The sequence below is a fragment of the Aeribacillus sp. FSL K6-2833 genome, assembly GCF_037965815.1.
In the GTDB taxonomy this organism is placed as follows: Bacteria; Bacillota; Bacilli; order Bacillales; family Aeribacillaceae; genus Aeribacillus; species Aeribacillus composti.
Map to the genome: position 1 here is coordinate 3,345,555 of NZ_CP150189.1, position 21,221 is coordinate 3,366,775.

The 21,221-nt window shown below is 38.6% G+C and carries 20 protein-coding genes and 3 pseudogenes; 3 read left to right on the forward strand and 20 right to left on the reverse strand.

Annotation, left to right across the window (positions count from 1 at the left end):
- Positions 1–139: 139 nt before the first annotated feature.
- Positions 140–736, forward strand: a complete 597-nt coding sequence (locus tag NSQ94_RS16190) for a transposase (protein ID WP_339229696.1) — start codon at positions 140–142, stop codon at positions 734–736.
- 431 nt (positions 737–1,167) lie between these two features.
- Positions 1,168–1,890: pseudogene (locus tag NSQ94_RS16195) on the forward strand (IS3 family transposase); the annotation flags it as partial.
- Positions 1,891–1,965: 75 nt separating this feature from the next.
- On the opposite strand, the gene NSQ94_RS16200 reads toward NSQ94_RS16195, so the two are convergent.
- Complete coding sequence (locus NSQ94_RS16200) at positions 1,966–2,607, reverse strand: GntR family transcriptional regulator (RefSeq protein WP_063386285.1); 642 nt, start codon at positions 2,605–2,607, stop codon at positions 1,966–1,968.
- 301 nt (positions 2,608–2,908) lie between these two features.
- Between NSQ94_RS16200 and NSQ94_RS16205 the strand changes: the two genes are divergently transcribed.
- On the forward strand, positions 2,909–3,889 hold the full coding sequence (locus NSQ94_RS16205) for a catechol 2,3-dioxygenase (RefSeq protein ID WP_339194238.1): 981 nt from the start codon (positions 2,909–2,911) through the stop codon (positions 3,887–3,889).
- Between the two features lie 348 nt (positions 3,890–4,237).
- Here NSQ94_RS16205 and NSQ94_RS16210 read toward each other — a convergent pair.
- From NSQ94_RS16210 to NSQ94_RS16300, 19 genes and pseudogenes are all read right to left on the reverse strand, one after another.
- Positions 4,238–4,963 (reverse strand): annotated as a pseudogene (locus NSQ94_RS16210) (polysaccharide biosynthesis protein); the annotation flags it as partial.
- A gap of 66 nt (positions 4,964–5,029) precedes the next feature.
- Positions 5,030–6,889: a 6-hydroxymethylpterin diphosphokinase MptE-like protein gene (locus NSQ94_RS16215; RefSeq protein ID WP_327847945.1), complete on the reverse strand. Its 1,860-nt coding sequence runs from the start codon at positions 6,887–6,889 to the stop codon at positions 5,030–5,032.
- Positions 6,879–7,457, reverse strand: coding sequence for a hypothetical protein (locus NSQ94_RS16220; protein ID WP_327847944.1), 579 nt, complete (start codon positions 7,455–7,457; stop codon positions 6,879–6,881). The genes NSQ94_RS16215 and NSQ94_RS16220 overlap by 11 nt, the downstream gene beginning before the upstream one ends.
- 349 nt (positions 7,458–7,806) lie before the next feature.
- A pseudogene (locus NSQ94_RS16225) lies at positions 7,807–7,920 on the reverse strand (flagellin); the annotation flags it as partial.
- 350 nt (positions 7,921–8,270) lie between these two features.
- Positions 8,271–8,999: a flagellin gene (locus NSQ94_RS16230; protein WP_339194233.1), complete on the reverse strand. Its 729-nt coding sequence runs from the start codon at positions 8,997–8,999 to the stop codon at positions 8,271–8,273.
- A 198-nt stretch (positions 9,000–9,197) separates the two neighbouring features.
- Positions 9,198–9,440, reverse strand: coding sequence for a carbon storage regulator CsrA (csrA, locus tag NSQ94_RS16235; protein WP_339194231.1), 243 nt, complete (start codon positions 9,438–9,440; stop codon positions 9,198–9,200).
- A gap of 4 nt (positions 9,441–9,444) precedes the next feature.
- A complete protein-coding gene (gene fliW / locus NSQ94_RS16240) occupies positions 9,445–9,879 on the reverse strand; it encodes a flagellar assembly protein FliW (protein WP_339194229.1) in 435 nt (144 codons plus the stop codon).
- A 13-nt stretch (positions 9,880–9,892) separates the two neighbouring features.
- Positions 9,893–10,483, reverse strand: coding sequence for a DUF6470 family protein (locus NSQ94_RS16245; protein WP_339194228.1), 591 nt, complete (start codon positions 10,481–10,483; stop codon positions 9,893–9,895).
- Positions 10,484–10,781: 298 nt separating this feature from the next.
- Positions 10,782–11,654: a flagellar hook-associated protein FlgL gene (gene flgL / locus NSQ94_RS16250; RefSeq protein WP_339194227.1), complete on the reverse strand. Its 873-nt coding sequence runs from the start codon at positions 11,652–11,654 to the stop codon at positions 10,782–10,784.
- 171 nt (positions 11,655–11,825) lie between these two features.
- A complete protein-coding gene (gene flgK / locus NSQ94_RS16255; protein ID WP_339229698.1) occupies positions 11,826–13,331 on the reverse strand; it encodes a flagellar hook-associated protein FlgK in 1,506 nt (501 codons plus the stop codon).
- Positions 13,332–13,345: 14 nt separating this feature from the next.
- Positions 13,346–13,825, reverse strand: coding sequence for a flagellar protein FlgN (locus tag NSQ94_RS16260; protein ID WP_339194225.1), 480 nt, complete (start codon positions 13,823–13,825; stop codon positions 13,346–13,348).
- Positions 13,826–14,065: 240 nt separating this feature from the next.
- Positions 14,066–14,335, reverse strand: a complete 270-nt coding sequence (gene flgM / locus NSQ94_RS16265) for a flagellar biosynthesis anti-sigma factor FlgM (protein ID WP_063386297.1) — start codon at positions 14,333–14,335, stop codon at positions 14,066–14,068.
- A gap of 90 nt (positions 14,336–14,425) precedes the next feature.
- Positions 14,426–14,848, reverse strand: coding sequence for a TIGR03826 family flagellar region protein (locus NSQ94_RS16270; protein ID WP_339194224.1), 423 nt, complete (start codon positions 14,846–14,848; stop codon positions 14,426–14,428).
- A 65-nt stretch (positions 14,849–14,913) separates the two neighbouring features.
- Positions 14,914–15,612 (reverse strand): ComF family protein, encoded by a 699-nt coding sequence (locus tag NSQ94_RS16275; RefSeq protein ID WP_339229701.1) that lies wholly within the window; start codon positions 15,610–15,612, stop codon positions 14,914–14,916.
- Positions 15,612–15,887 (reverse strand): competence protein ComFB, encoded by a 276-nt coding sequence (locus NSQ94_RS16280; protein WP_063386299.1) that lies wholly within the window; start codon positions 15,885–15,887, stop codon positions 15,612–15,614. Before NSQ94_RS16280 ends, NSQ94_RS16275 begins: the two co-directional genes overlap by 1 nt.
- Before the next feature lie 138 nt (positions 15,888–16,025).
- Positions 16,026–17,402, reverse strand: a complete 1,377-nt coding sequence (locus tag NSQ94_RS16285) for a DEAD/DEAH box helicase (RefSeq protein ID WP_339229703.1) — start codon at positions 17,400–17,402, stop codon at positions 16,026–16,028.
- Positions 17,403–17,702: 300 nt separating this feature from the next.
- Positions 17,703–18,542, reverse strand: coding sequence for a DegV family protein (locus tag NSQ94_RS16290; RefSeq protein ID WP_063386367.1), 840 nt, complete (start codon positions 18,540–18,542; stop codon positions 17,703–17,705).
- 699 nt (positions 18,543–19,241) lie between these two features.
- Positions 19,242–19,919, reverse strand: a complete 678-nt coding sequence (locus NSQ94_RS16295; protein WP_063386301.1) for a response regulator transcription factor — start codon at positions 19,917–19,919, stop codon at positions 19,242–19,244.
- A 68-nt stretch (positions 19,920–19,987) separates the two neighbouring features.
- Positions 19,988–21,145 carry an ATP-binding protein gene (locus NSQ94_RS16300; RefSeq protein ID WP_130158076.1) on the reverse strand — a complete coding sequence of 386 codons (1,158 nt, stop codon included), beginning with the start codon at positions 21,143–21,145 and terminating at the stop codon, positions 19,988–19,990.
- Between the last annotated feature and the right edge of the window lie 76 nt (positions 21,146–21,221).

The window sequence follows — 21,221 nt, forward strand, 5'->3', positions numbered from 1 at the left end:
TGAAGCAGCTTCCTACTCACAGCTACTCGCATGTGCATTATTGAATATAAAAAATGGGCTGACTTTTGCTGATATGCTCCCCTTAAGGTAGATAGATTAAAATATAAAACATCTGTTTTACCTTAGGGGGAGTTTTTCTATGTATAAGCAATATACTACAGAGTTCAAACTTGAAGTTTTACTTGCATATGAAAACCGAGCATGTACTATTCAAGAGCTTTGTAAAAGGTATCAAATTACTAAATATTCTTTAAAGCAATGGATAAATGAATTTGAGGAATTTGGAATAGAGGGTTTAGAACGTTCAAATTCTTGGAAAGGTTATAAGGAAGCAGCTGTAAAAGATTATTTATCTTGTGAGTTCTCACAGTACAAGATTGTCAGGACATATGGTATTTCAAGTAGATCGATACTTCAAAGATGGATGAAGAAGTATAATAGCCATAGAGATTTACAGGATACGTCGAAAGGAAAGACAAGCTCTATGATTAAAGGAAGAAAAACGACTTGGAATGAACGGATACAAATTGTGCTTGATTGTTTAGGGAACGGAAAAGATTATAACAAAACAGCAGAGACTTATGAAGTTTCTTATCAACAAGTATATCAATGGGTGAAGAAGTATGAAAATGGTGGAGAAGAAGCGCTGAAAGACAAACGAGGAAGAAAAAAAGAAGAAGCAAAGTTATTTCCAGAAGAGAAAATGAACGCTTACGTGCGGAGAATCTATTTTTAAGAAAGTTAGAGGAAATCGAAAGGAGGCGAAAGTAAACCAAATATCGCAATCCGGGAACTTCATGAGAAAGAAAACCTAAGCATAATCTTATTATGTGAAATCGCCGGTATTTCACAAGCTGCTTACTATAAGAGGTTAAAACGTTCGCCTTCCTCCCGAGAACTTCAGAATGAAGAAATCGTAAAAGAGATGAAAGCTCTCCATGAGAAAGTTGACTGTTTTCTGCAAGAAAAAAATACAGAGTGTTGCAGTATATCTTTATCAAAATTTTGAATAAATATACATATATGTGATCTATCCATCAAGGCTTGACATGGATCCTCTGTAGCCATGATTCTTTAGCCAAGCGCCAGATTCAACAGTTTTGGCAAAACCAAAAAGGTTATCATGGCTCCTCCTCCATGTAAAGCCCCATTGCAAATCACTGCATAAGGATTTTGCAATTCTCTGCACTTTTATTTTGCAAAAAACAAGTTGACGGCATCTATGGTTACCGTCGAATGACGTTGAATATAAATCGAAAGCTTGGTCAGAACTTCAATCACAAACGAATTTATAGACTGATGAAAGTTGCCGGTATATAATGTGTTATTCGAAAAAAGAAGAAATCTTATAAGCGATCTACCCCTCAGCATGTTGCAGAAAATATATTGAATCGTGAATTCACAGCGGAAAAGCCAAATGAAAAATGGGTAACTGATGCCACAGAATTAAAATATGGTTCATCAAAGAAAGCCTAAGTGCTATTCTTGATCTATATGATGGATCAATTGTGAGCTATGTTTTAGGACATTCCAATCATAATCATCTTGTATTCAAAACGTTGGATGAAGCCACCGCACTTTTAAATGGAGAGCATCCACTTATTCATAGTGACCGTGGGTTCCAATATACCTCTCATGGTTTTAAACGTAGGATAGACCAAGCAGGGATGACACAAAGTATGTCAAGAGTAGACAGGTGTATTGACAATGGGCCAATGGAATCTTTTTGGGGAACGCTTTAAATGCGAGAAGTATTATTTACATAAGTATCAGACATTTGAAGAATTGGCTCTTGCGATTGATGAGTACATCCGCTTTTATAATTATGAAAGGTATCCAAAAAGATTAAACGGTCTTAGCCCCATGGAATATAGAGCTAAAGCCGCTTAGGTATATTTTTATTATTTCTACTGTCTACTTGACAGGGGGCAGTTCAAAAAAGCCAGCCCATCAAAACTATATTTTTTATATAAGAAATGAGAAATTTTCCTCAATCGTTTTACGAATATTAGAAATATGTGTGCGGATCGCCTTCTCCGCTTCATCCGCATTACGGTTTTTTAATGCGAGATAGATACTTTTGTGTTCTTTTAAAGAATTTTCCTTCCTCCCTGGTATTAGAATTGTCCGGAGATGGTATCTTAACAATTGTACTTTGATCATGTTTACCATATCCACTGCCTGTTGGTTGTCGCTAGCTTCATAAATGATTTCGTGAAATCTTTTATTCATTTTCGAATAATCCTCAAAATTTCCAGAGTTTAAATATGACTCCATTTTATTTAAAATGTCTTCCAGTTCATTCAGTCTGTCATCTGTTATTTGTTTAACAGCACTGCGTATAATCAAACTTTCTAGTAATTCCCGGATTTCAAAATAGTTCACGACTTCTTTCACAGTAAAGGATTTTACCGTTGCTCCTTTATTTTCTTCCATATCAACTAAGCATTCCTGCTCCAGCTTAAATAAAGCTTTCTTTACCGTATTTCTGCTTACACCGATTTGATTAGAGAGTTCACTTTCATTCAATTTTTGTGAAGGCAAAAACGCGCCGTTCATTATTCGTTCTTTAATGTATTCGTATGCAATATCCATTGGTCTTTTCATATTCAATCGCCTCGTAAATTATAATCAATCGCAAAAAATTGTTTAACAATATTATTACACATTAATTTTGATAAATTAGTCAATACTTTACAGAAACTTTTTGAGTTTTGATCCATTGCAAGTTGTTTAAAGAAAATGGTTCAACAAGCTTACTGGATTCTCCTTCCACATGATCTATATTTCTTCCTTCATTTTACCGTCTGCAAAATAATTTATGAAAGCGCTTATTGACAAACAATTCTTAAATTTGTAGAATAAAATTGTTCAACAATTATGTTTAATAATGGGAGGGGAGAAACAGATGAATCACCCAAGGGAACTGGATTTTGACATTGCCCACCTCGGCCATGTGGAACTGTTAACTCCAAAATTCGAGGAAAGCACCTTTTTTTTTAAGAACATACTCGGTTTACAGGAAGTATATAGAAATAATGAATCGGTTTATTTGCGCTGTTGGGGGGATTACGAAGAGTATTCGATCAAATTGACGAAATCTGATCAGGCTGGAGTCGGCCATACAGCATTGCGGACGATAAGTGCGGAAGCATTGGAACGAAAAGCGAAGGCGATCGAAGCCACCGGACGCGGAATCGGCTGGATTGATGGAGATAAAGGCCACGGGAGAGCATACCGCTATTACGGCCCGGATGGGCATATCATGGAACTGTATTATGAATCAAACTTTTATCAAGCTCCTGGTCATTTACGGCCTACACTGAAAAATCAACCACAAAAGTTCACTGGACATGGAGCTGCGGTAAAAACCTTAGATCACATCAACTATTTATCCTCAAATCCGGAAGCAGATGGAGAATTTGCAGAAAATGTCTTAGGTCTCCGTTTAACCGAGCAAATCGTCATGAATGACGGCCACAAAGCAGCTGTCTGGTATCGAGCAACTAATAAATCGTACGATCTTGTATATACCGAAGATTCAACTGGATCAAAAGGACGCCTGCACCATATCGCTTTTGCCGTCGAGAGCATGTCGGACATTGTGAGAGCAGCAAACTTTTTTATTGACCATGACGTTTATATTGAATTTGCCCCAAGCAAACACGCCATCAACCAAACATACTTTGTTTACGTTTATGAACCAGGCGGAAACCGTATTGAAGTCTGTTCCGGCGGATATCTGATTCTTGCACCAGATTGGAAGCCAATTACTTGGACTGAAGAAGAACGCAAACGCGGCCAAGCCTGGGGAAATAAAACGGTTGAAACCTTCCATACTTACGGAACTCCAATTATTGCCGAACTGGATAAAGCGGGGAAAAAATAAAACGAAAGCCCTCTGCTCCTCTTTGAAGTATTGATCTTTTTCAAGGAGGAGCGATTTTTACTTTCTTAATTATGTGTTCTTTCATGTTAGTCTAACTTATAGACACACGGAATATAGAAATGAATAAAAAATTTATTAATTGACGGAATTCAAAAAATCCTGTTTCTTCTAGAAGAATCCAAGTGAATTTCCTGTGGTTTACTGATAATCTAAGCAACCATTGTTTCTGATCTTGGCAAAACCGCTGCCATTTGAATCAACGCAATGTAGGCAGCCTCTCTTCTATTGTCTCTGCAATGAATTAAGAAATTGATTGAGCAGTTAACTTTTACAGCAGTTAATCTAGTTTCGAATTCCAACAATCTCGATTTCGCATTCCGGCACAATCGCTTTTGCTAAGTCCAACACTCTCATACTTGGGATTTTAGGAATGAAAAATTCCCTTGTCTTCATACTTTCAAGAGAGTTAATCACAAACTGAACACCTTGATCAAGTGTAATCCAAAAACGAGGCATTCTTTCATCTGTAATAGGCTATTTACCAGCATGCCGAATTTTCTTAAAGAATGGAATACCAATGCCTCGGCTGCCTACAACATTTCCACAACGAACAACTGAAAATCTCGTGTTTTCACCTACGTAAGAGTTTGCAACAATAAAAAGTTTGTCCAGACGCAAGATTCGTCGCACCATACAAGTTTACAGAACTACAAGCTTTATCTGTACGTAATGCAATAACTCTTTGAACCCCCTCTGTCAATCGCTGCTTCAGTAATATTATGTGCTCTGTAAATATTTGTTTTTGCTGCTTCAAAAGGGTTGTACTCAAATGCCGGCACTTGCTTCATGGGATTAGCTAGCACAACTGCATCAATACCATCAAACGCACGATATAAACGATCTTTGTATCGTACATCCCCAATGAAAAAACGAAGTCTTGAGTCTGTATATTCTTGTGCCATTTCATATTGTTTTAATTCATCGCGGATAAAAACAATCACTTTTTTAACATCATATTTTATTATTTTTTTCAAAGCGCTTGCCAAAAGATCCTGTTCCGCCTGTAATTAAAATCTAGTATCATTGTGAATCCTTCCTCATCTTCAATTCATACCAATTATTTTTAACAGCTTAAAAATATCAATCGACAATTTCTAATATCTCTTTAAATACATCATTCAAATCCTTTTTCACCAACCGATACGATACAGCCCACTCAGCGATTAGGCGTCTATATTCCTTTACAATCACTTTTGCCTTGTTGATGAGATCAGGGCTGTTTCGGACAGCCGTTATTTCTTTTGATGCCAATTCATATTCAAATTGTGTCATTGGTCGGAGAAATGCTTTGTAAAATAATGTTTTTAACACTTCATTTGTTTTTTCATCCACTGCCGTAAATAAACGGTGCAGCTTATTCAGCTTTCTTGAATTGACCGTTTCTTCTATTTTATTTATGAAGCTATTAATTTCCTTTATTTTTCCTTCTATTTGTTCCGCATCTGTGATCAATTGCTGCCATTGTTCCTTTATATATTTGAGATTGTAATTAGGTTTTTGATCTGACAGCCAATGATTAACTACAACATTTTGGGGCAGCTCTTGCATAATTGCTGCTAATTCTTTATAAATCGTATGCTTGATTTTTGCTCCATTTTTGGTCGTATTATAAACTGTCTTATCTTTCATCCCCGATAAAATAAGTTCCATACTTGTTTTCATCCGGACAAATCCGTCATTTGTGAGGACTTTGCCTCCATCCACAGATTCTATTTCAAATGCATTCTCTATTTCTTTTTCGTTTAATTCATTTTTCACAAAATCATACTCAATTCCTGAAGCATAACGTTTATTTTGCTGATAGGAAAAATTTTGGCCTACTAAAATAATGGGATGAAAATCCAAATGATTTAATAATTGTAAAGTCATAATCGCGATTGACGGAGAATCGACTGCAATATCGATATGATCATATTCGTTATGTTTAATGGTATGTGCTGAAATATTATCTTGGCTTGTAATAAAGTGCGCCATTTTCCCCGGGTAGTCTTCCAATGTTTCAAATCCGACGCTGGAACCGAAAATGATCGGAATATCCATGATTCCTTTTTCTTTTATTTTTTGGAAAACGAACTGATTCTTTTCAGTAGGGTCGTATGTAAATGCTGCATCCGGATATATATCATGTTCAATTAATGCATTGATCGCAGAGCCGACAGAGAAAATATAAGCAGAACGATCTTTTTTAATTTTTTTTAAGTTGTCAAATTCTTCATTTAAAGACGGTCCAGCCGCTACTAAAATAGCAGGTTTGTTTTCAAACAAAGATTTATCGAAATCGGTTAATATGTTTGGCGTTTTTAATAAATACGGGAAATTTTTCAAACTATTATATGTCCAGCGTTTTTGAAAGCTGATCGTCGTGATAAAACGACTTTTTTTCTCTTTTAAATATTGTTGAAATGCAGTGAAATATCGATTGACCTCTTCTTTAAAAATTCTTTCATAGCTCGGTAACACAATGATTTGCGGGGGGTTGTTTACATCGTTGACATCTTGTAAAATCGCTGGTAAAATGTGTTCTTCTTTTTCAACTAAATGTAAATGTTTGATGTTTGAATAGACTTTTTTCTTTTTTAAATTTATGACACTGAGTGCTTTTTTTAATATGAAAGGATTAAACTCAATGATAGAAAACCAAGAAGGTGAAAACGCTTCTGCAATGGCTTCGATATGATATCCTAGTCCAAAACCTATAAAAATGATCGGCTCCCTCTCTTCTAATTTTGTTTTTATTTTTTCAACGAAAACATCTGTTTCTTTTTCAGGATTATAAGCACTGTGAATAAATTGCTTTTGGTTGTTTGTTTCGATTTGCAGCGTTTTTTGTCCGTTTTTTGCCTCAATTAATTTTACATTCTCTGATTCGTTTAATTCATCTAACCGTTCTAAAACATTTTTCGCTTTTTCCCGCAAAATGATTCGATTATCAATTAGCATTTGAATCGTCCTCTGCTTTTAATATCTCTTTCATTTGTGCAAATAACGGCAAAAGTTCATATTGAATAAAATCTGCTAAAAGAATAACATCTTGATTCTCCATTGCTTTAAGGAGCTGCTCAGATACGGAACTTATTCCGGCGACAATGTTTTCATGTTTTTCGCCCAATTTGGATTGGGAAAAAATTTGGTACAAATAATGAAGTCCTTCGGAAAGATGGACAAATTGCTGCCATATGTCCCCCGTGTTTTCCCCAGCATACAATTTTTCCGACAGCTGTATTAAAACCTGTTCTGCCCTTTCAATATATTGATAGCCTTCATGTTTCAATTCTAACATCCATTCACGTTCAGTGATTCCAACTATTTCAACAGGAACTTCCTGATTGCTGTATTCATTTATTAAATCTTGTATATCAGAATAAAATGGCGTACCGTTAACAAGAAAATGGCTAAAAACAAGCCCGTTTTCATTTAATCTATCATTTACGTGTTTCATAAACTTTTCGAGCTCATCAAGATTATCTCCGTTAATTTTTAACACTTTATCTTGAAAAATAATATTCATCGCGCTACTCCTCAACTGATGGTTTCTTATATATTATATCGACAAAATCCAACAATTTTAAATATAGAATATGTAACACAATTATCAACATATGTTCCCGTAGTGTTAGGTAATGTGCAATCAAAGTAAGCTATTAAAAATTTGTCCTAGAAAATAAAACTCGAGCTCCTTTTATTGGTGGATTGATTATTTTCAATAAAAGAAACCTGTATCTTAGGAGCCCTAGGAAAAAGGTTTAACAAGTTGTAAATTTTAACATAGAAAATGATAGAGATAGTAAACATCCCAAAAAATTCAAAAAGAGACCTCAGTAAGTATACTAAGGTCTCCTTCAAAGAAATGGTTAAAATTAACGTAATAATTGAAGAACTCCTTGCGGAAGTTGATTTGCTTGAGCCAGCATCGCTTGCGCTGCTTGAGAAAGGATGTTGTTCTTCGTGAATTCCATCATTTCTTTCGCCATCGTGCGAACATTTGCTTTCACAAATGACTAGACTATCTCTTCACCCTCAGCTTTACCTGTTAGGGGCCGGGCACTTCGGATTGATACAGGACGATGGAAGAATCCTGTACATCCTACGGACTTCATCGCCATAGCATTCGCCTTAGGCGGTATGTCCTAGTCGTTGAACCTTCTCCACTCTTTCGAGACAGGAGCTTGGCTGCTCGGTTGCCCAATCCTTTGACTTTTCAAGCCATCACGCATGCCGTTTCCAGCTACGTTGTGGCGCCAAAGGCTCTAAGGGGTTTCCAGCAATTCACCCGGTGATACTCCTAGCCGTTTCCAGCTAGGACGACTGTGCCTGTCACTGCTTAGGCAGCTAAGGCATAATCTACGTCGCGAATACGAGATTCAGCAGCAGTTAAGTTTTCAGCAGAAGCGCCTAAGTTGTTGATAGTATGCTCTAAGCGGTTTTGCATTGCACCAAGTTTTGCACGTTCTGAAGAAACTGTATTAATTGCAGTATCAATAATGGTGATTGCAGCATCTGCACCAGATTGAGTATCAATTTTTAAACCGCTAACCCCTATTCCACTAGCTTTCATGTTAGCAATTGTTAGTTCTACATTTTGCCCAGAATTTGCACCAATATGGAAAATCAGTCCACTACCTGCATTTGACAATGAACCATCCAACAAATTTTTAGTGTTGAATTGAGTTGTTTTAGCAATGCGATCAATTTCTTCAATTAATTGATCTACTTCTTTTTGAAGTTCGGTACGGTCTGTATCTGTATTTGTATCGTTTGCTGATTGCACAGCTAATTCACGCATACGTTGAAGGATGGAATGAGTTTCTGCTAAAGCTCCTTCAGCCGTTTGAATTAAAGAAATACCGTCTTGTGCGTTTTTAGATGCCATTTCCAGTCCGCGGATTTGGCCGCGCATTTTTTCAGAGATCGCAAGACCTGCTGCATCGTCGCCAGCGCGGTTGATGCGGTAACCGGAAGAAAGTTTTTCAAGGTTTTTCGCAGTTTGTGTGTTGTTAAATGAAAGTTGGCGGTAAGTGTTTAACGCCGAGATGTTGTGGTTAATTCTCATGTTCTTTTTCCTCCTTGAATTGTTGTTTTTCCACGTCCATGTGGTATGTAAAGAGCCGCGTCGGCCGCCGCTGCTCTTTACATGTTTTATATCGGATTGTTTTTTTGATGTTTAATAGTGTTTAAAGAAAAAATAGGACTTTTTTAATAGAAAAATAAAATGGTTGAACATCCTTGTTTGGTTACGGTTTTTACAGTTTCAAACCTCAGGTTTATTTTTGTTGAGCTTTTCTTGAAAATGTTTTAACAGGTCAAGGTCGGTGCGGGAAGCCGCGCTGTTTTCTGTTTGAATGGTGTCGTATATTTCCTTTCGGTGAACATCGATTTGTTTCGGAGCTTTAATGCCGAGTTTGACTTGATCGCCTTCGATGGCGGTGATGGTTATTTCGATGTTGTCGCCGATAATGATGGATTCGTTCAGCTTTCTTGTTAAAATGAGCACGGCTTCACACCTCCTTCTGTTCCATAAGTGGATGCTTCGTTTTATAAGTAGTGCCTGTTAAAATCACTTGCTTGGCCCGTTTGTTTTTCTGGTTGATGATGATTGGTGCAAGCAGATTGGCGGTTGTGTTTTCGAACGGGTCTTCTAACGTTAAAATTACATAGACAGCGACATCTTGTTCCGACTCGATTTCCAGCTGCTCAATCGTGGCATCGTCTAAGTCAATAGCATAGTCTTTGAAAAATAAAAAAGGAATAGTCATGACAAAAGCAAGTTCCTTTGTGTTGACCGATTGCAAAATAAAAAATGGCGATTCGGCGCCAAATGGCAAAAGCACAAATTCCTTTTCATCTAAAAACCCCGGAATGCCCGATGGAAATTGGATGATGCTGTCGCTTGCGGCTTCTATTTCACCATGATATTTTGTCTTAAGTCTCATGTTCTCACAACCTTTATATGTTCATTTCAAAGTTTGGTCCTTTAAAGGTGAGGTTGGCAAAGTCGATTTTTAACTTTTGGTATTGGGCGATTTTTATATCGACTCTGCCACGGTCGTAATGAATGATCGGCTTATTGGGAATGGCACGAAATTCAGCTTTTTTCAAATGCCAATTAATATCAAGCTTGCTTGGTTCGTAATCAAATTTCACACTGAACAATGATGGAATCCAGCCGACATTCACTTCATACATCGGGGATTCGCTGTTTTCTTTCGCTTGATCAGCCAGCGGGCTGCCGCCGTTTTCAATTTTCATCAGTTCATCTCCTTGCTCGGCGAGGCGGGCAATACCTTCAAGCCAAGCTTGATAGCCTTCCTCAGCTATTTTTTCAATGAAACGGAACGTGTCAGCTAAATTTCGATCTTCCCACGCTTTCGTTTGATCGATTGTCAATTTTCCAGGAGTGCGGTTGATTTCCATCGCTACTTTCGCCGGCTGTAAATCGATATCCGCTTTCGGCTGTTTGATTGACTGATTTCCAGGAGTGGTGCTAATCGCAATTTTCGCCATTTGGCTTTCCATTCTAATTTGCGGCAGGAGCATTTCTCTCACCTCCACTGACAACAAAAGTTTTAAAGCAGAAAAGAAATTCTCTTCGAAGAAACAAAAATTCAACAGACAATAATAAGCAAGTGCTTCAACTATCCCATGCAATTGAAGTTCCTTCAAGGGGGCTCTTGTCAAAAATATGAATGACTAACAAGACTATACCGTTCTAATCAACGAAAAGTGAAATTTCTTCAGTAAACTATGTACCTCTTTTAACAGTCGGAAAACATGGAACAAAAGCAAGGCATAACGATGAACAAAAAGGACCTTTATGCAGGTCCTTTCTCTCACATTATCGCAAAAAATCAACTAAGTTCGGCTGAATGATGCGGGCGCTGACAGCAAGCGCTGCTCTGTGCGCGCTTTCTTGCTCTTTCAAGTCGATAATGACCCGTTCGATGTCGGCATCTTCATTATCCGACAAAATTTTAGTAGAGATTACTTCCTGTTGACCGATGCGGTTTTCCATCTGCTCGATCCGATTGTAACGAGCGCCAAGCTCAGCCCATTCAGCGTTAAGAGCATCAATATGGCCATCAAGCTGGCCGAGCAGGCTGTCCAAGTTCGTTGTGTCGTTGTTTTCCAAAGCATTTTGAATGTCTTGAATTGTATCAAACAATGCTTGGTTAAAGACATTGTCAGGCGTTATATTCACTTGGATTTGAATGTTTTTTGAAAGCTCGATTTTAAACGGTTCATTGTTGTTATTAACGACAGGCGGGTCGCCGCTGACAGGCGCTGTGTCTGTTTTCGTTCCATTAAAAATATAGCGGCCGGCCACTTGTGTGTTGGCGACAGCAACAAGGTCGTCTTTAATTTGTTTCAATTCGCGGGCAACCGCATCACGTTCGTCTTCTGAATTTGTACCGTTTTTTGCCCGAATCAAAAGCTCGCGTATTCGTTGCAGCCCTTGGTTGGCCTGTTCTAATCCCGCTTCAGAATTTTCGATCCAAAGGTAAGCCTCTGATAAATTTCGTTTATATTGTTCAACTTCCTTTAAGTTAGTCCGATAGTACAATCCTTTCATTGCTACAACGGGATCTTGGGACGGGCGGGTGATTTTTTTTCTTGTCAACATCTGATCTTGATATTTTCCCAGCAGCTCATAGCTTTTACTTAAATGGCGGAGCGAGTTTTGCGCAAGCATCGATTGAGTGACACGCATATGCTGCACCTCTCTTTCATTAAATGATTTTTTTTGTATGAATTCATAACGTGCAAATAGTACATTTCTTATATGATTTGCACTTCATCGCCTTATTTCATTTCATACATTCTGAACCCGACAATTTTTGCTTTCATTTTCCAATATGGTTATTCAACCGTCAATTTTACATTATCTCCCGACCAGTCCCATGCCGTTTATGATTCGGTCTAAAATTTCATCCTGCAAAGTGATCATTCTTGCTGCGGCGTTGTACATGTGCTGGAATTGGATCATGTTTGTCATTTCTTCGTCTAATGAAACGGAGCTGACGGATTTGCGGCGTTGTTCAACAGATGAAACTAAGGTTTCTGAATTTTCCTTCATCCGCTCCGCTTCTTGTGTCATAACAGCCATTTCGCCGATAACAGCTTCAAAATAACTTTGAAACGAAGTATTTTTTACTTCAGCAAGCTGCAGCGCATTTTGGCCGTCGCCGATTTCTCCTGTAGCAGAAGCTGCAATTCGGTCGCGATTCATATCATCCGATACTTTAATGGCAGCCGCAGCGCCTTTAGGAGAGCTTAAACCTCCGAGATCAAAGAAATCGCGCTGTGTTTGAACGCCGTTGTTTATGTCCTCAAGGCTCCATCCGTTTCTGTGGACAGTGTTAAATGCGGTCGCAAAATCATATGCCATTTGATCTAAATCTGACATCATGCTAGGATAGATGCCGCGTTCAATCGTGCTGCCTATGTTCGTATAGCCGTGCGCCTCGATTAAACCTTTTAAACTTCCATTGATGTTTAAATTTTCAACAAAATCGTCTGCCCCTATCATTCTTCCACCAACAGAAATAGATTCGATAAGACCGTTCGTCTTGGATTCATTGAGGCTAAATTGTCTTACTCTGTATCTATTTCCGTCGACAAGGGTGATTGGCGGTTCGAAGCCAGCGAGCTCGACAGTTACTTTTCCTTCGGCTACTTTCAAAGCGTTGCCTCCACTTTCAACCGGCGTCACTTTAATATCAATATACGAAGAAAGCTCATCCAATAATCGATCGCGCTCATCATACAAATCGTTTGGCAAATAACCATTCGGTTCTACTTCGCCGATTTGTTTGTTAATTTGGTTGATTTGCTCAAGCAAAGAGTTGATTTTCGTTGTTGCGACATCGAGTTCGTTGCGTAAATCTTTCTGATTATGCTTTAATGATTCCGCCAAATAATTGAACGTTTCTGTAACAGCTCTTCCGCGCTCAATGACAACAGAGCGGGCACCGAGGTTGGAAGGATTGGCCGCCAAATCTTGCAGCGATTGCCAAAATCTATCCATCGTTTCGTTCAAGCCTGTCTCGTTCAGCTCGTTCATCACATCTTCCATTCTCGATAATGCGTTGAATCTAGAGCTCCAGTAGCCAAGCTTAGAATTTTCGCCGCGATATTGTACATCAAGATAGCGGTCGCGGATTCGCTGCACTGTTTGTGTATCCACCCCTGTTCCAAACTGCCCAGGGATATCAGCTCGAAAACGGCCTGGTGTCGGATACGCTTGCTTTTGCACAAGGTTTACCCTCTGCCGCGAATATCCAGGTGTCTCGGCATTTGCTACATTATGTCCAATTGTATATAAAGCGCTTTGTGCGGCATACAATCCGCTTCTAGCCGCTTCCAGTCCAAAAAATGTTGATACCATTGCGAATTCCCCCGTTAAATTTTTGAATCAAACCATGAACGCCGTTTCGATTGCTTCGATTCTTGATTCGGATTCGTGTAATTCGGCGATGCTTCCTCCGGCATGAAAAGATCAAGCGTTAAATTCACAACCTGCAATGCTTGCAATGCCAGTTGTTGATTGACAAAATTCGCGTTTTTCAAATTAGCCAATACGTTTGTCAATTTTTCTTTTAGATTTATCAACCGTTCTTTATCCTCATTTTCCGCTTTTTCAATACAGGCGGAAATCGTTAAATCGTCTTCTCTTTCTAAAAAGCAAGCCGTTGCTTTGATCCGTTCCTTTTCAGCATTTTCAAGCTGCATTACATATTTCTGCTCTTCCTTTAAAAGCTGCATTAATTGATTAACATCATCTTTTTTCAGCAAATCCGTTTTTTTTACTGCCAAGTTATACAATTGTTCATGAATAATTAACTGCTTTTCTAAAACGTTAATTAAATTGGCAAGAGACACGAAAACGTCCTCCCCACAAAATTCAATAAAATCATATTTACCGGGCTTCGTTCCGAACATTGACAAGATGATCCAAAGCCGGAAATGAAAAATAATTTTTTGTTGTAAAGATGAAGATGCTAAAAATGCAGAAATGTACAATATAGTTGTCCAGCACATTTTCATTCTGTTCCAAATCAAAAATCGAAACAGGCTGCTTCGTACGCAACCAAATCAAAAACCGAAACGGATTGACGCAATTTATTCTTCATTTTTTTTCTTATAAAATTGGATCATGCTTTTCGCGATCAGGTCTGGGGCGATTTTGTAAGTCCCACTTTCAATTTCTTTTTTTATCGCCTGCACTTTTTCTTGGCGCTGAAGATCAAAACCGCTCGTCTGCTGAAGCTGTTTTGCCTGCTTGGATATTTCCACTCTATCTTTTTGGACTTCCACTTTCATCTGCTTGCTGGCATCCATTTGCTTTTGATAAGGATTAACGTTTGATGACCGATAGCTGTGAATCTTCATGGACACCGCCTCCTTTCCTGCTCTAATGGAACGATTGTTTCAGCTGGAAATCTATCTCTATATTCATTATCGGATCGATAGAGGGATTTGTTAACGTTTTTCATTATTTTTCGGTTGGATAGCGTAGTATGTTTGCATCTTCTCTTTCTCCTCCTGAAATTGCTCTTCTCTTTCCATTTGCTCAATTTGAGACTGTATTTCCTTTTTGCAAGAAACACAAAGTTTTCCCTCGCGAATAAATTTGCCGCACCGTGAACAAGGATAACCAAGGTTCGGGAAGTTCGCCAGTTGAATGCGTCCTTGATGAATAAACTTCAGTATTAAGTCCTCTTCCACTCCTGTTTTTTGCACAACTTCAGTAATGGTCGATCTACGGTTTTCCTTTTTTCTCAAAAAGTTATATACCGTTTCAAATGCCTTTTCTTCCTCTTGGTAGCAAGCATCACATATTGAACGAAGCCGTGTTTTGACAAACAAGGAACCACATTTTGGGCAGTTTGCTAATTCCCCCATAAAAATCCACCTTTCAAAAATCTTCCTATTATTATTATTTTATATCGGAAAAACGGATTTGTCATTTAGCTGCGGACAAGCGTAAATGATTCGACACTTTTCGCACCAGTGTTCATCAGCTGCTTTGCAGCTTGGCGTACCGTTGCGCCTGTTGTGTAAATGTCATCGATGATAACAATATGTTGACCATGTACTTGTTTTGGATCTGTTACAGTAAACATATTTTTCGTCTTCATTCGGTCGATCCGTGATTTTTTTGATTGTTTTGCTTTATCTGTTTTGCGCAAAGGCTCAATAATCGGAAGCTGAAGGAGCTGGGCCAATAATTTTGCTTGATTAAACCCGCGTTCCAAAAGCCTTTCTTCACCTAATGGGATGGGAACGAGAATCATCGATTTGTCGAAGTGATGGCGAAATGCTTTCACAAAAGGTTCGGAAAACATCTGCACCAATATCGCATCCCCGCGGAATTTAAACCTAGCAAGCACTTCTTTCATAAATTCATTATATTGAAAAACAGAGCGGTTTTTCTTTATCACTCCATGATAGTCAGGATGTTTTTCCCAAGCCGCGCAATCAGTGCAATACTCGGCTTTTTCGCTTTGCCTCCCGCACATTGGACAAATGGGGCCTGATATAACGTTTAGCTTGCTGGAGCATTCTTCGCATAAAACAGGGTCTTTTTCGAGGAAAAAAAGCCGTCTCCAAGTCAAGTGGACATCTATACTTTTAAAACAATAAAGACATCTTCCCATATTTCGCATCAAGCCTTCCTATTATCACATCGTGGGTTTTCTGAAACAATTCTTGCGCATTCTGCCAGGCTGACAAGAAGAGATGTCATTTGCTGCCGATCAAAAAATTCCGCTCTTACATATGTAATTTTATCTTCACTCGTTACATAACGGGGCTGAACTCTATTTAACACTAGAGCTAAAACATCATTGCGGCAAGTTGGGCACGTGCATTCCATATGAAATTGGTCAATATATTCATCTAGCAATTCTTCCATAATTTTTTCCAGAGCGTTTACTATCATGTCCTCACCCCAAATATATGATCTCTAATCTGTATTATATTGGATCATACTGGAAAAAGGAATTTCTTTTTTCATCCAAAATTGAAAAGATCTTTCCAACTTTACACATTCTGTATCGTTTCCTTTATTTTCTAAATACTAACACTTTAACAAATCTTCCTTTGCCGCTTCCCGATTCATAGCAAGAATATGGTGTTTCGCTGCAATCATTTCATTTGTTTTGCCATAATGGAAAAAGATAATGGAGCCTGTTGGATTGTTCATGCTCCGTCCAACACGGCCGGATATTTGAACAAGGGCACTTTCTGTAAAAATGGTTTCTTCTGCTCCTAAAACAGCTGCATCAGTTCCAGGAACTGTTACACCCCTTTCCAAAATGGTAGTTGTGACAATGATCGGAATCCGGCCATTTCGAAATGCCAGAACCTTTTCTTTCCTTTGGGGATCTTCGGCATGTACTCCTTCAACCGCTGAATTCAATTTTTTTAGTAATGGAACGACATCATGAAGCACTTTGATTTCCGGTACAAATAGAAAAGCTTGTCTTTCCTTTTGCAAATGTTCGGCTGCCCATGTGATGATATTTTTCGGCAGCTTTCCTTTCTCCAATCTTTTTTTCCAATTGCCGCACCATTTGAATTCAGGAACAGGTAGGGGATAACCATGGTATCGAGCAGGGATTTTCACAATTTCGGAAGGCTTAAAATGCCGCTTAATTGCTGAGGAGGGAGTCGCAGTTAAATAAATAAGGGAACTGTTTCGTTTGCGTGCTTTTTCAACCGCAAATTGCAAAGCAGGATCTACAGAATATGGAAAAGCATCCACTTCGTCAAGTATCACCACGTCAAAGGCTTCTTTATACCGAAGAAGCTGATGAGTCGTTGAAATGGTAATTGGGCTCAGCTTCAAACGATCTTCGCTTCCTCCGTAAAGCACTGCCACATCGATGCTCGGAAAAACGTTTTTCAAACGCGGTCCAAGCTCCAAAACAACATCCGTACGCGGTGCAGCAATGCAAACAAATAGCCCTTTCTGCAAAGCTGTGTTTATGCCGGCAAACAGCACCTCTGTTTTTCCTGCTCCGCAAACTGCCCAAATGAGACAGTCTGTACGCTGCAAAACGGACTCCGCGATCCGGTCAGATGCTCTTTTTTGCGCCGGAGACAGCTCGCCATCCCATTGCAAAAAGTTTGTTTGATCCGATTGGATCGAATGTTTTTCCTCCTTATCTCGTCTTGGAAAACTAACAAGCTTTGAACATTCACTTACTCGCCCCATCATGATACAGTTCCGGCAATAATGACAAAACTTTTTGCACCTTGCACAGTCAAAGCCTGCAAATAAAAAGGGTTGATCATTTCCACATCGATTGCAATAAAAAATACCGGATTTTTTCACAACACCTTGTTCTATTTCAACGAAGGGGGCATTTTGAACGGCATCCATTGAAAACGGGAGCTCATTTGAAAGGAGATGTCTTCCGAGAAGATGTTTTTGGAGATCATGATCATGCATATAAAACCTCCGCTTGTACATACCATATTGTTTCTTACTATTATTTTTTACCTTATATTTTCTGAAAAATCAATATATTTAATCAATTGCTCTTATTGCTTTTCGTCCGAAAGAAAGATGCTAGATGAATCATTTATATCCTTCATTTCTGTAAAAAATAAAAGGTGCTTTTTGCACCTTCAGATGGTCAGCACCGTTCCATTTTTTGGTAGATCGCACCTTTTCTCGTTTTGAAGGGGAAGTTCTTTTAAGAGGATGGATACAGCCATTTTTCACAATGGGTTTAACATTTCCTTGCAATTACTTTTTATACCAGCAGAGACCCATAGCTCCCTCTCCTAGATGAGTTCCAATGACAGCGCCAAAATAGCTGATAATAAATTCAGAATTTGGATATTTACTTTCGAGCTCCTCTTTCATTTTTTTGGCATCCTCCGGTCTGTTGGCATGAATGACAGCCGCCCGCACCGGATGTTTGCTTGCAGCTTCGTCAAATAATTGATAGATACGTTGGATTGCTTTTTTGCGCGTACGAATTTTCTCATACGGCACGATCACTTTATCAACAAAATGAAGAAGAGGCTTCAGTTGCAGCAGGTTCCCTATTAAAGCTTGAGCTCCGGTTAATCGTCCGCCGCGCTGAAGATGAGAAAGATCGTCCACCATAAAATAAGCATCCATTGATTTTTTAATTTCATCAAGGCGAGCGATGATCTCTTCCGGTTTTTTCCCTTCCTTTGCCATTTTCGCTGCTTCAATTGCATAGAATCCCTGAGCCATACAGCTTATTTCCGAATCGTAAGGATATACCTTAATGCCGTCTACCATTTGACCTGCTGTGACAGCACCATTGTAAGTGCCGCTGATACCGCTTGAAAGATGAATGCTGATGACTGCATCATATTCTTTCGATAAGCTTTCAAACAACTCGACAAATTCACCAACTGGCGGCTGAGAAGTCGTAGGCAGCTCTTTCTGGCGCTTTATTTCTTCCCAAAAACTCTCTGCTGTCATATCTATCTCTTCACGATAAGACTCGTCTCCAAAAATAACGCTAAGAGGAATCATATGTATGCCATGCCTCTTTCGAACTTCTTCAGGAATGTAAGCAGTACTATCTGTTACAATCGCAATTTGCATCATGTTTTTCCTTTCCTTTTAATAATTTCATTCTCTCCTTTATAAAACTATTTTATAAAAAAAGCAAGCTTTTATCATTAACTTTGCCGGATTTCCATGAAACTGCAAGAGGATGAAAAAAATTTTTTAGCTGCTTCAAAGTCTTTATACTGCCATTTACGCGGATTTCGTTTTGTCGATCGGCTCATTATGATTTTCGTTGAGGTTATTCTTATGAGGTCTACACCTTTATAAAGGATTTTTGAGCAGCTTAAACGGAGCTTTTATGTGGATTTCAATTGCGGTTACCAATTTTGCTGCATTTTTTCTTGTTTCTGAGCAAACCGGCCTCTTCCCAGCGCCTGTTGTTATTTGAAGAGGCCGTTATGCTTGGTGATGATACATTTTCACCTAAGTTGATTCTGCAAAACCAGAACATTGAATGTTATGCTTCCTATGATTCATTTTCGCCGCTTCTGATTAAAAACAACATTTCTCTGGTCAGGATCCGAATAGATTGACAAGTTGCCAAATGATATTATGTTTCCAGCCGTAATGAAGAAATGCAATTGAATTCATTTATCATCGCTGGACAATCAGCCAAGTCGGAAAAAACAATATAGATACACCGAGCAAAATTGGTATTTAGAAATCAATCTCACTTTCACGGTTTGACGATTCAAATCGTTCAAAATTAATCGCCATGGAAAATATGTAACTTTACTTAACTTCCACCCAGCCGTTTTTAATGGCAAGAACTACTGCTTGTGTTCGATCGTTGCAATTTAATTTTTGCAAAATGTTGCTGACATGGTTTTTCACCGTTTTTTCGCTAATGAACAGCGTTTCACCGATTCTTCTATTGCTTTTTCCATCAGCAAGCATTTGCAAAACTTCACACTCACGTCGGGTTAAAATATGAAGAGGGCGCCGGACTGTAGCTGGAATTTGTCCATTATTGGCTGATGACAGACGGCGGAACTCATTGACTAGATTGTGAGTTACTTTTGGATGTAAATAGCTTCCTCCCTCTGCCACGATTTTAACTGCTTCTACTAAAGTGTCAGCATCCATTTCCTTCAATAAATATCCTCTCGCTCCGGTCTTCAAAGCATGTATCACATAATTTTCATCATCGTGGATCGATAATATAATAACCTTCGTATCTGGATATGAATTAACCAGCTGCTTAGTAGCTTCAACGCCATTTACACCAGGCATATTAATATCCATAATGACAACATCCGGCATATAGCTTTCAACAACTGTTAAAGCTTCACTGCCGTCATAAGCTTCCGCAACCACTTCAAAATTAGGCTCAAAATCAAGAATACGTTTTATACCTTCCCGAAACAGCGCATGGTCATCTATTATGACAATTTTAACTTGATTATTCATTTACAATCCTCCCCATTATTATTTTTTCAGTGATGCATGCATGAAGTCAATCAGACCATTTCTCTATTTCATAGATTAGTAGGCAATTGAATAATAATGAACGTTCCTTTTCCGGGTGCAGAATGGACTGCCATTTTCCCATTCAACAGCTCCACTCGTTCTTTCATTCCCATTAAACCGAATGACTCCTTTTTTTCTTTAAACACTTTCTTTACATCAAAGCCTTTGCCGTCGTCTTTTATTGCAACATTTACTTGGTTTGGACGGACTTCAAATTTAACGTCAATTTGCTTTGCTTCCGCATGCTTCAAAGCGTTCGTTACAGATTCTTGAACTAACCGGAACAAGGCCACTTCAAATTTCGCCGGAAGCCGTTTTTCTTCCACATCACTGATGTTTTGAAAATTGATTTTTATGTCTTTTTCATATTCTTGAATAGTAGAAAGGTACTTTCTAAGTGTTGGAATGAGACCTAAATCATCCAAAGCCATAGGCCTTAAGTCGTATATAATGCGCCGAACCTCAGATAACGCATTTCTCACCATTATTTTCAAATTTTGAACTTCCTGAAACCCTTCTGCAGTCCCTTTTTCCCGAAAAACTCGTTCAATCAGATCAGAGCGCATCAAAACATTTGCAAGCATTTGAGCTGGTCCGTCATGTATTTCACGTGACACCCGTTTCCGTTCTTCTTCCTGCGCTTCTATAATTCTTAAGCCAAAGGCTTGTTTTTTCTTTGCATCTTCCAGCAAATCGCCAACCTGCCGCAAATCTTGGTTTAAATATTGCAGCACAACAGTAATTTGACCTACTATGACCTCCGCTCGTTCAATCATTTCTTTTAATGATAAAAGCCGGCGGTCCAATTCATCCCGCCGTTTTCTTAATTGTTTTTCTTTTTCTTGGAGCATGGCCAGTTCAATTTGAATATTTTGCGCTTTTTCATAGGCATTCAAAATATCTTGTTCTGAAAACTTGTTGAAGTTGCGGCTGACTTCCACGAGGCGCTGCCGTGCGATTTTCGATTGAATCGTCAGCTTATCGGTTTGCTCTATCACCTCACTTACTTGCTCTTTCACTTCTTCCAATTCTTCTACTATTTTCTCATACTCTGTGCGGGATTTTTCACCGATTTCAAAGATTTGATCTTTGCTTGATTGGACGGTTTCGATCATTTTATTTAAAATATCGTCTATTACAGCAGAATCTATTTTTTTGGAGTTCACAGCCTTTTCCTCCATTATAAAAAAGTTGTTACAAAAACTTTATCAGTTCATAATTGAAGTAAAAATTTTGTCGTTT

Bases quoted from the DNA above. Each gene is read 5' to 3' on its own strand.
- NSQ94_RS16200 (WP_063386285.1), bottom strand. From the start codon at position 2,607: ATGAAAAGACCAATGGATATTGCATACGAATACATTAAAGAACGAATA.
- NSQ94_RS16245 (WP_339194228.1), bottom strand. From the start codon at position 10,483: ATGCTCCTGCCGCAAATTAGAATGGAAAGCCAAATGGCGAAAATTGCG.
- NSQ94_RS16270 (WP_339194224.1), bottom strand. From the start codon at position 14,848: ATGGGGGAATTAGCAAACTGCCCAAAATGTGGTTCCTTGTTTGTCAAA.
- fliW (WP_339194229.1), bottom strand. From the start codon at position 9,879: ATGAGACTTAAGACAAAATATCATGGTGAAATAGAAGCCGCAAGCGAC.
- NSQ94_RS16205 (WP_339194238.1), top strand. From the start codon at position 2,909: ATGAATCACCCAAGGGAACTGGATTTTGACATTGCCCACCTCGGCCAT.
- flgL (WP_339194227.1), bottom strand. From the start codon at position 11,654: ATGCGTGTCACTCAATCGATGCTTGCGCAAAACTCGCTCCGCCATTTA.
- NSQ94_RS16295 (WP_063386301.1), bottom strand. From the start codon at position 19,919: ATGAATAATCAAGTTAAAATTGTCATAATAGATGACCATGCGCTGTTT.
- NSQ94_RS16230 (WP_339194233.1), bottom strand. From the start codon at position 8,999: ATGAGAATTAACCACAACATCTCGGCGTTAAACACTTACCGCCAACTT.
- flgM (WP_063386297.1), bottom strand. From the start codon at position 14,335: ATGAAGATTCACAGCTATCGGTCATCAAACGTTAATCCTTATCAAAAG.
- NSQ94_RS16215 (WP_327847945.1), bottom strand. From the start codon at position 6,889: ATGCTAATTGATAATCGAATCATTTTGCGGGAAAAAGCGAAAAATGTT.
- NSQ94_RS16285 (WP_339229703.1), bottom strand. From the start codon at position 17,402: ATGCATGATCATGATCTCCAAAAACATCTTCTCGGAAGACATCTCCTT.
- NSQ94_RS16275 (WP_339229701.1), bottom strand. From the start codon at position 15,612: ATGCGAAATATGGGAAGATGTCTTTATTGTTTTAAAAGTATAGATGTC.
- NSQ94_RS16280 (WP_063386299.1), bottom strand. From the start codon at position 15,887: ATGATAGTAAACGCTCTGGAAAAAATTATGGAAGAATTGCTAGATGAA.
- flgK (WP_339229698.1), bottom strand. From the start codon at position 13,331: ATGGTATCAACATTTTTTGGACTGGAAGCGGCTAGAAGCGGATTGTAT.
- NSQ94_RS16220 (WP_327847944.1), bottom strand. From the start codon at position 7,457: ATGAATATTATTTTTCAAGATAAAGTGTTAAAAATTAACGGAGATAAT.
- NSQ94_RS16290 (WP_063386367.1), bottom strand. From the start codon at position 18,542: ATGCAAATTGCGATTGTAACAGATAGTACTGCTTACATTCCTGAAGAA.
- NSQ94_RS16190 (WP_339229696.1), top strand. From the start codon at position 140: ATGTATAAGCAATATACTACAGAGTTCAAACTTGAAGTTTTACTTGCA.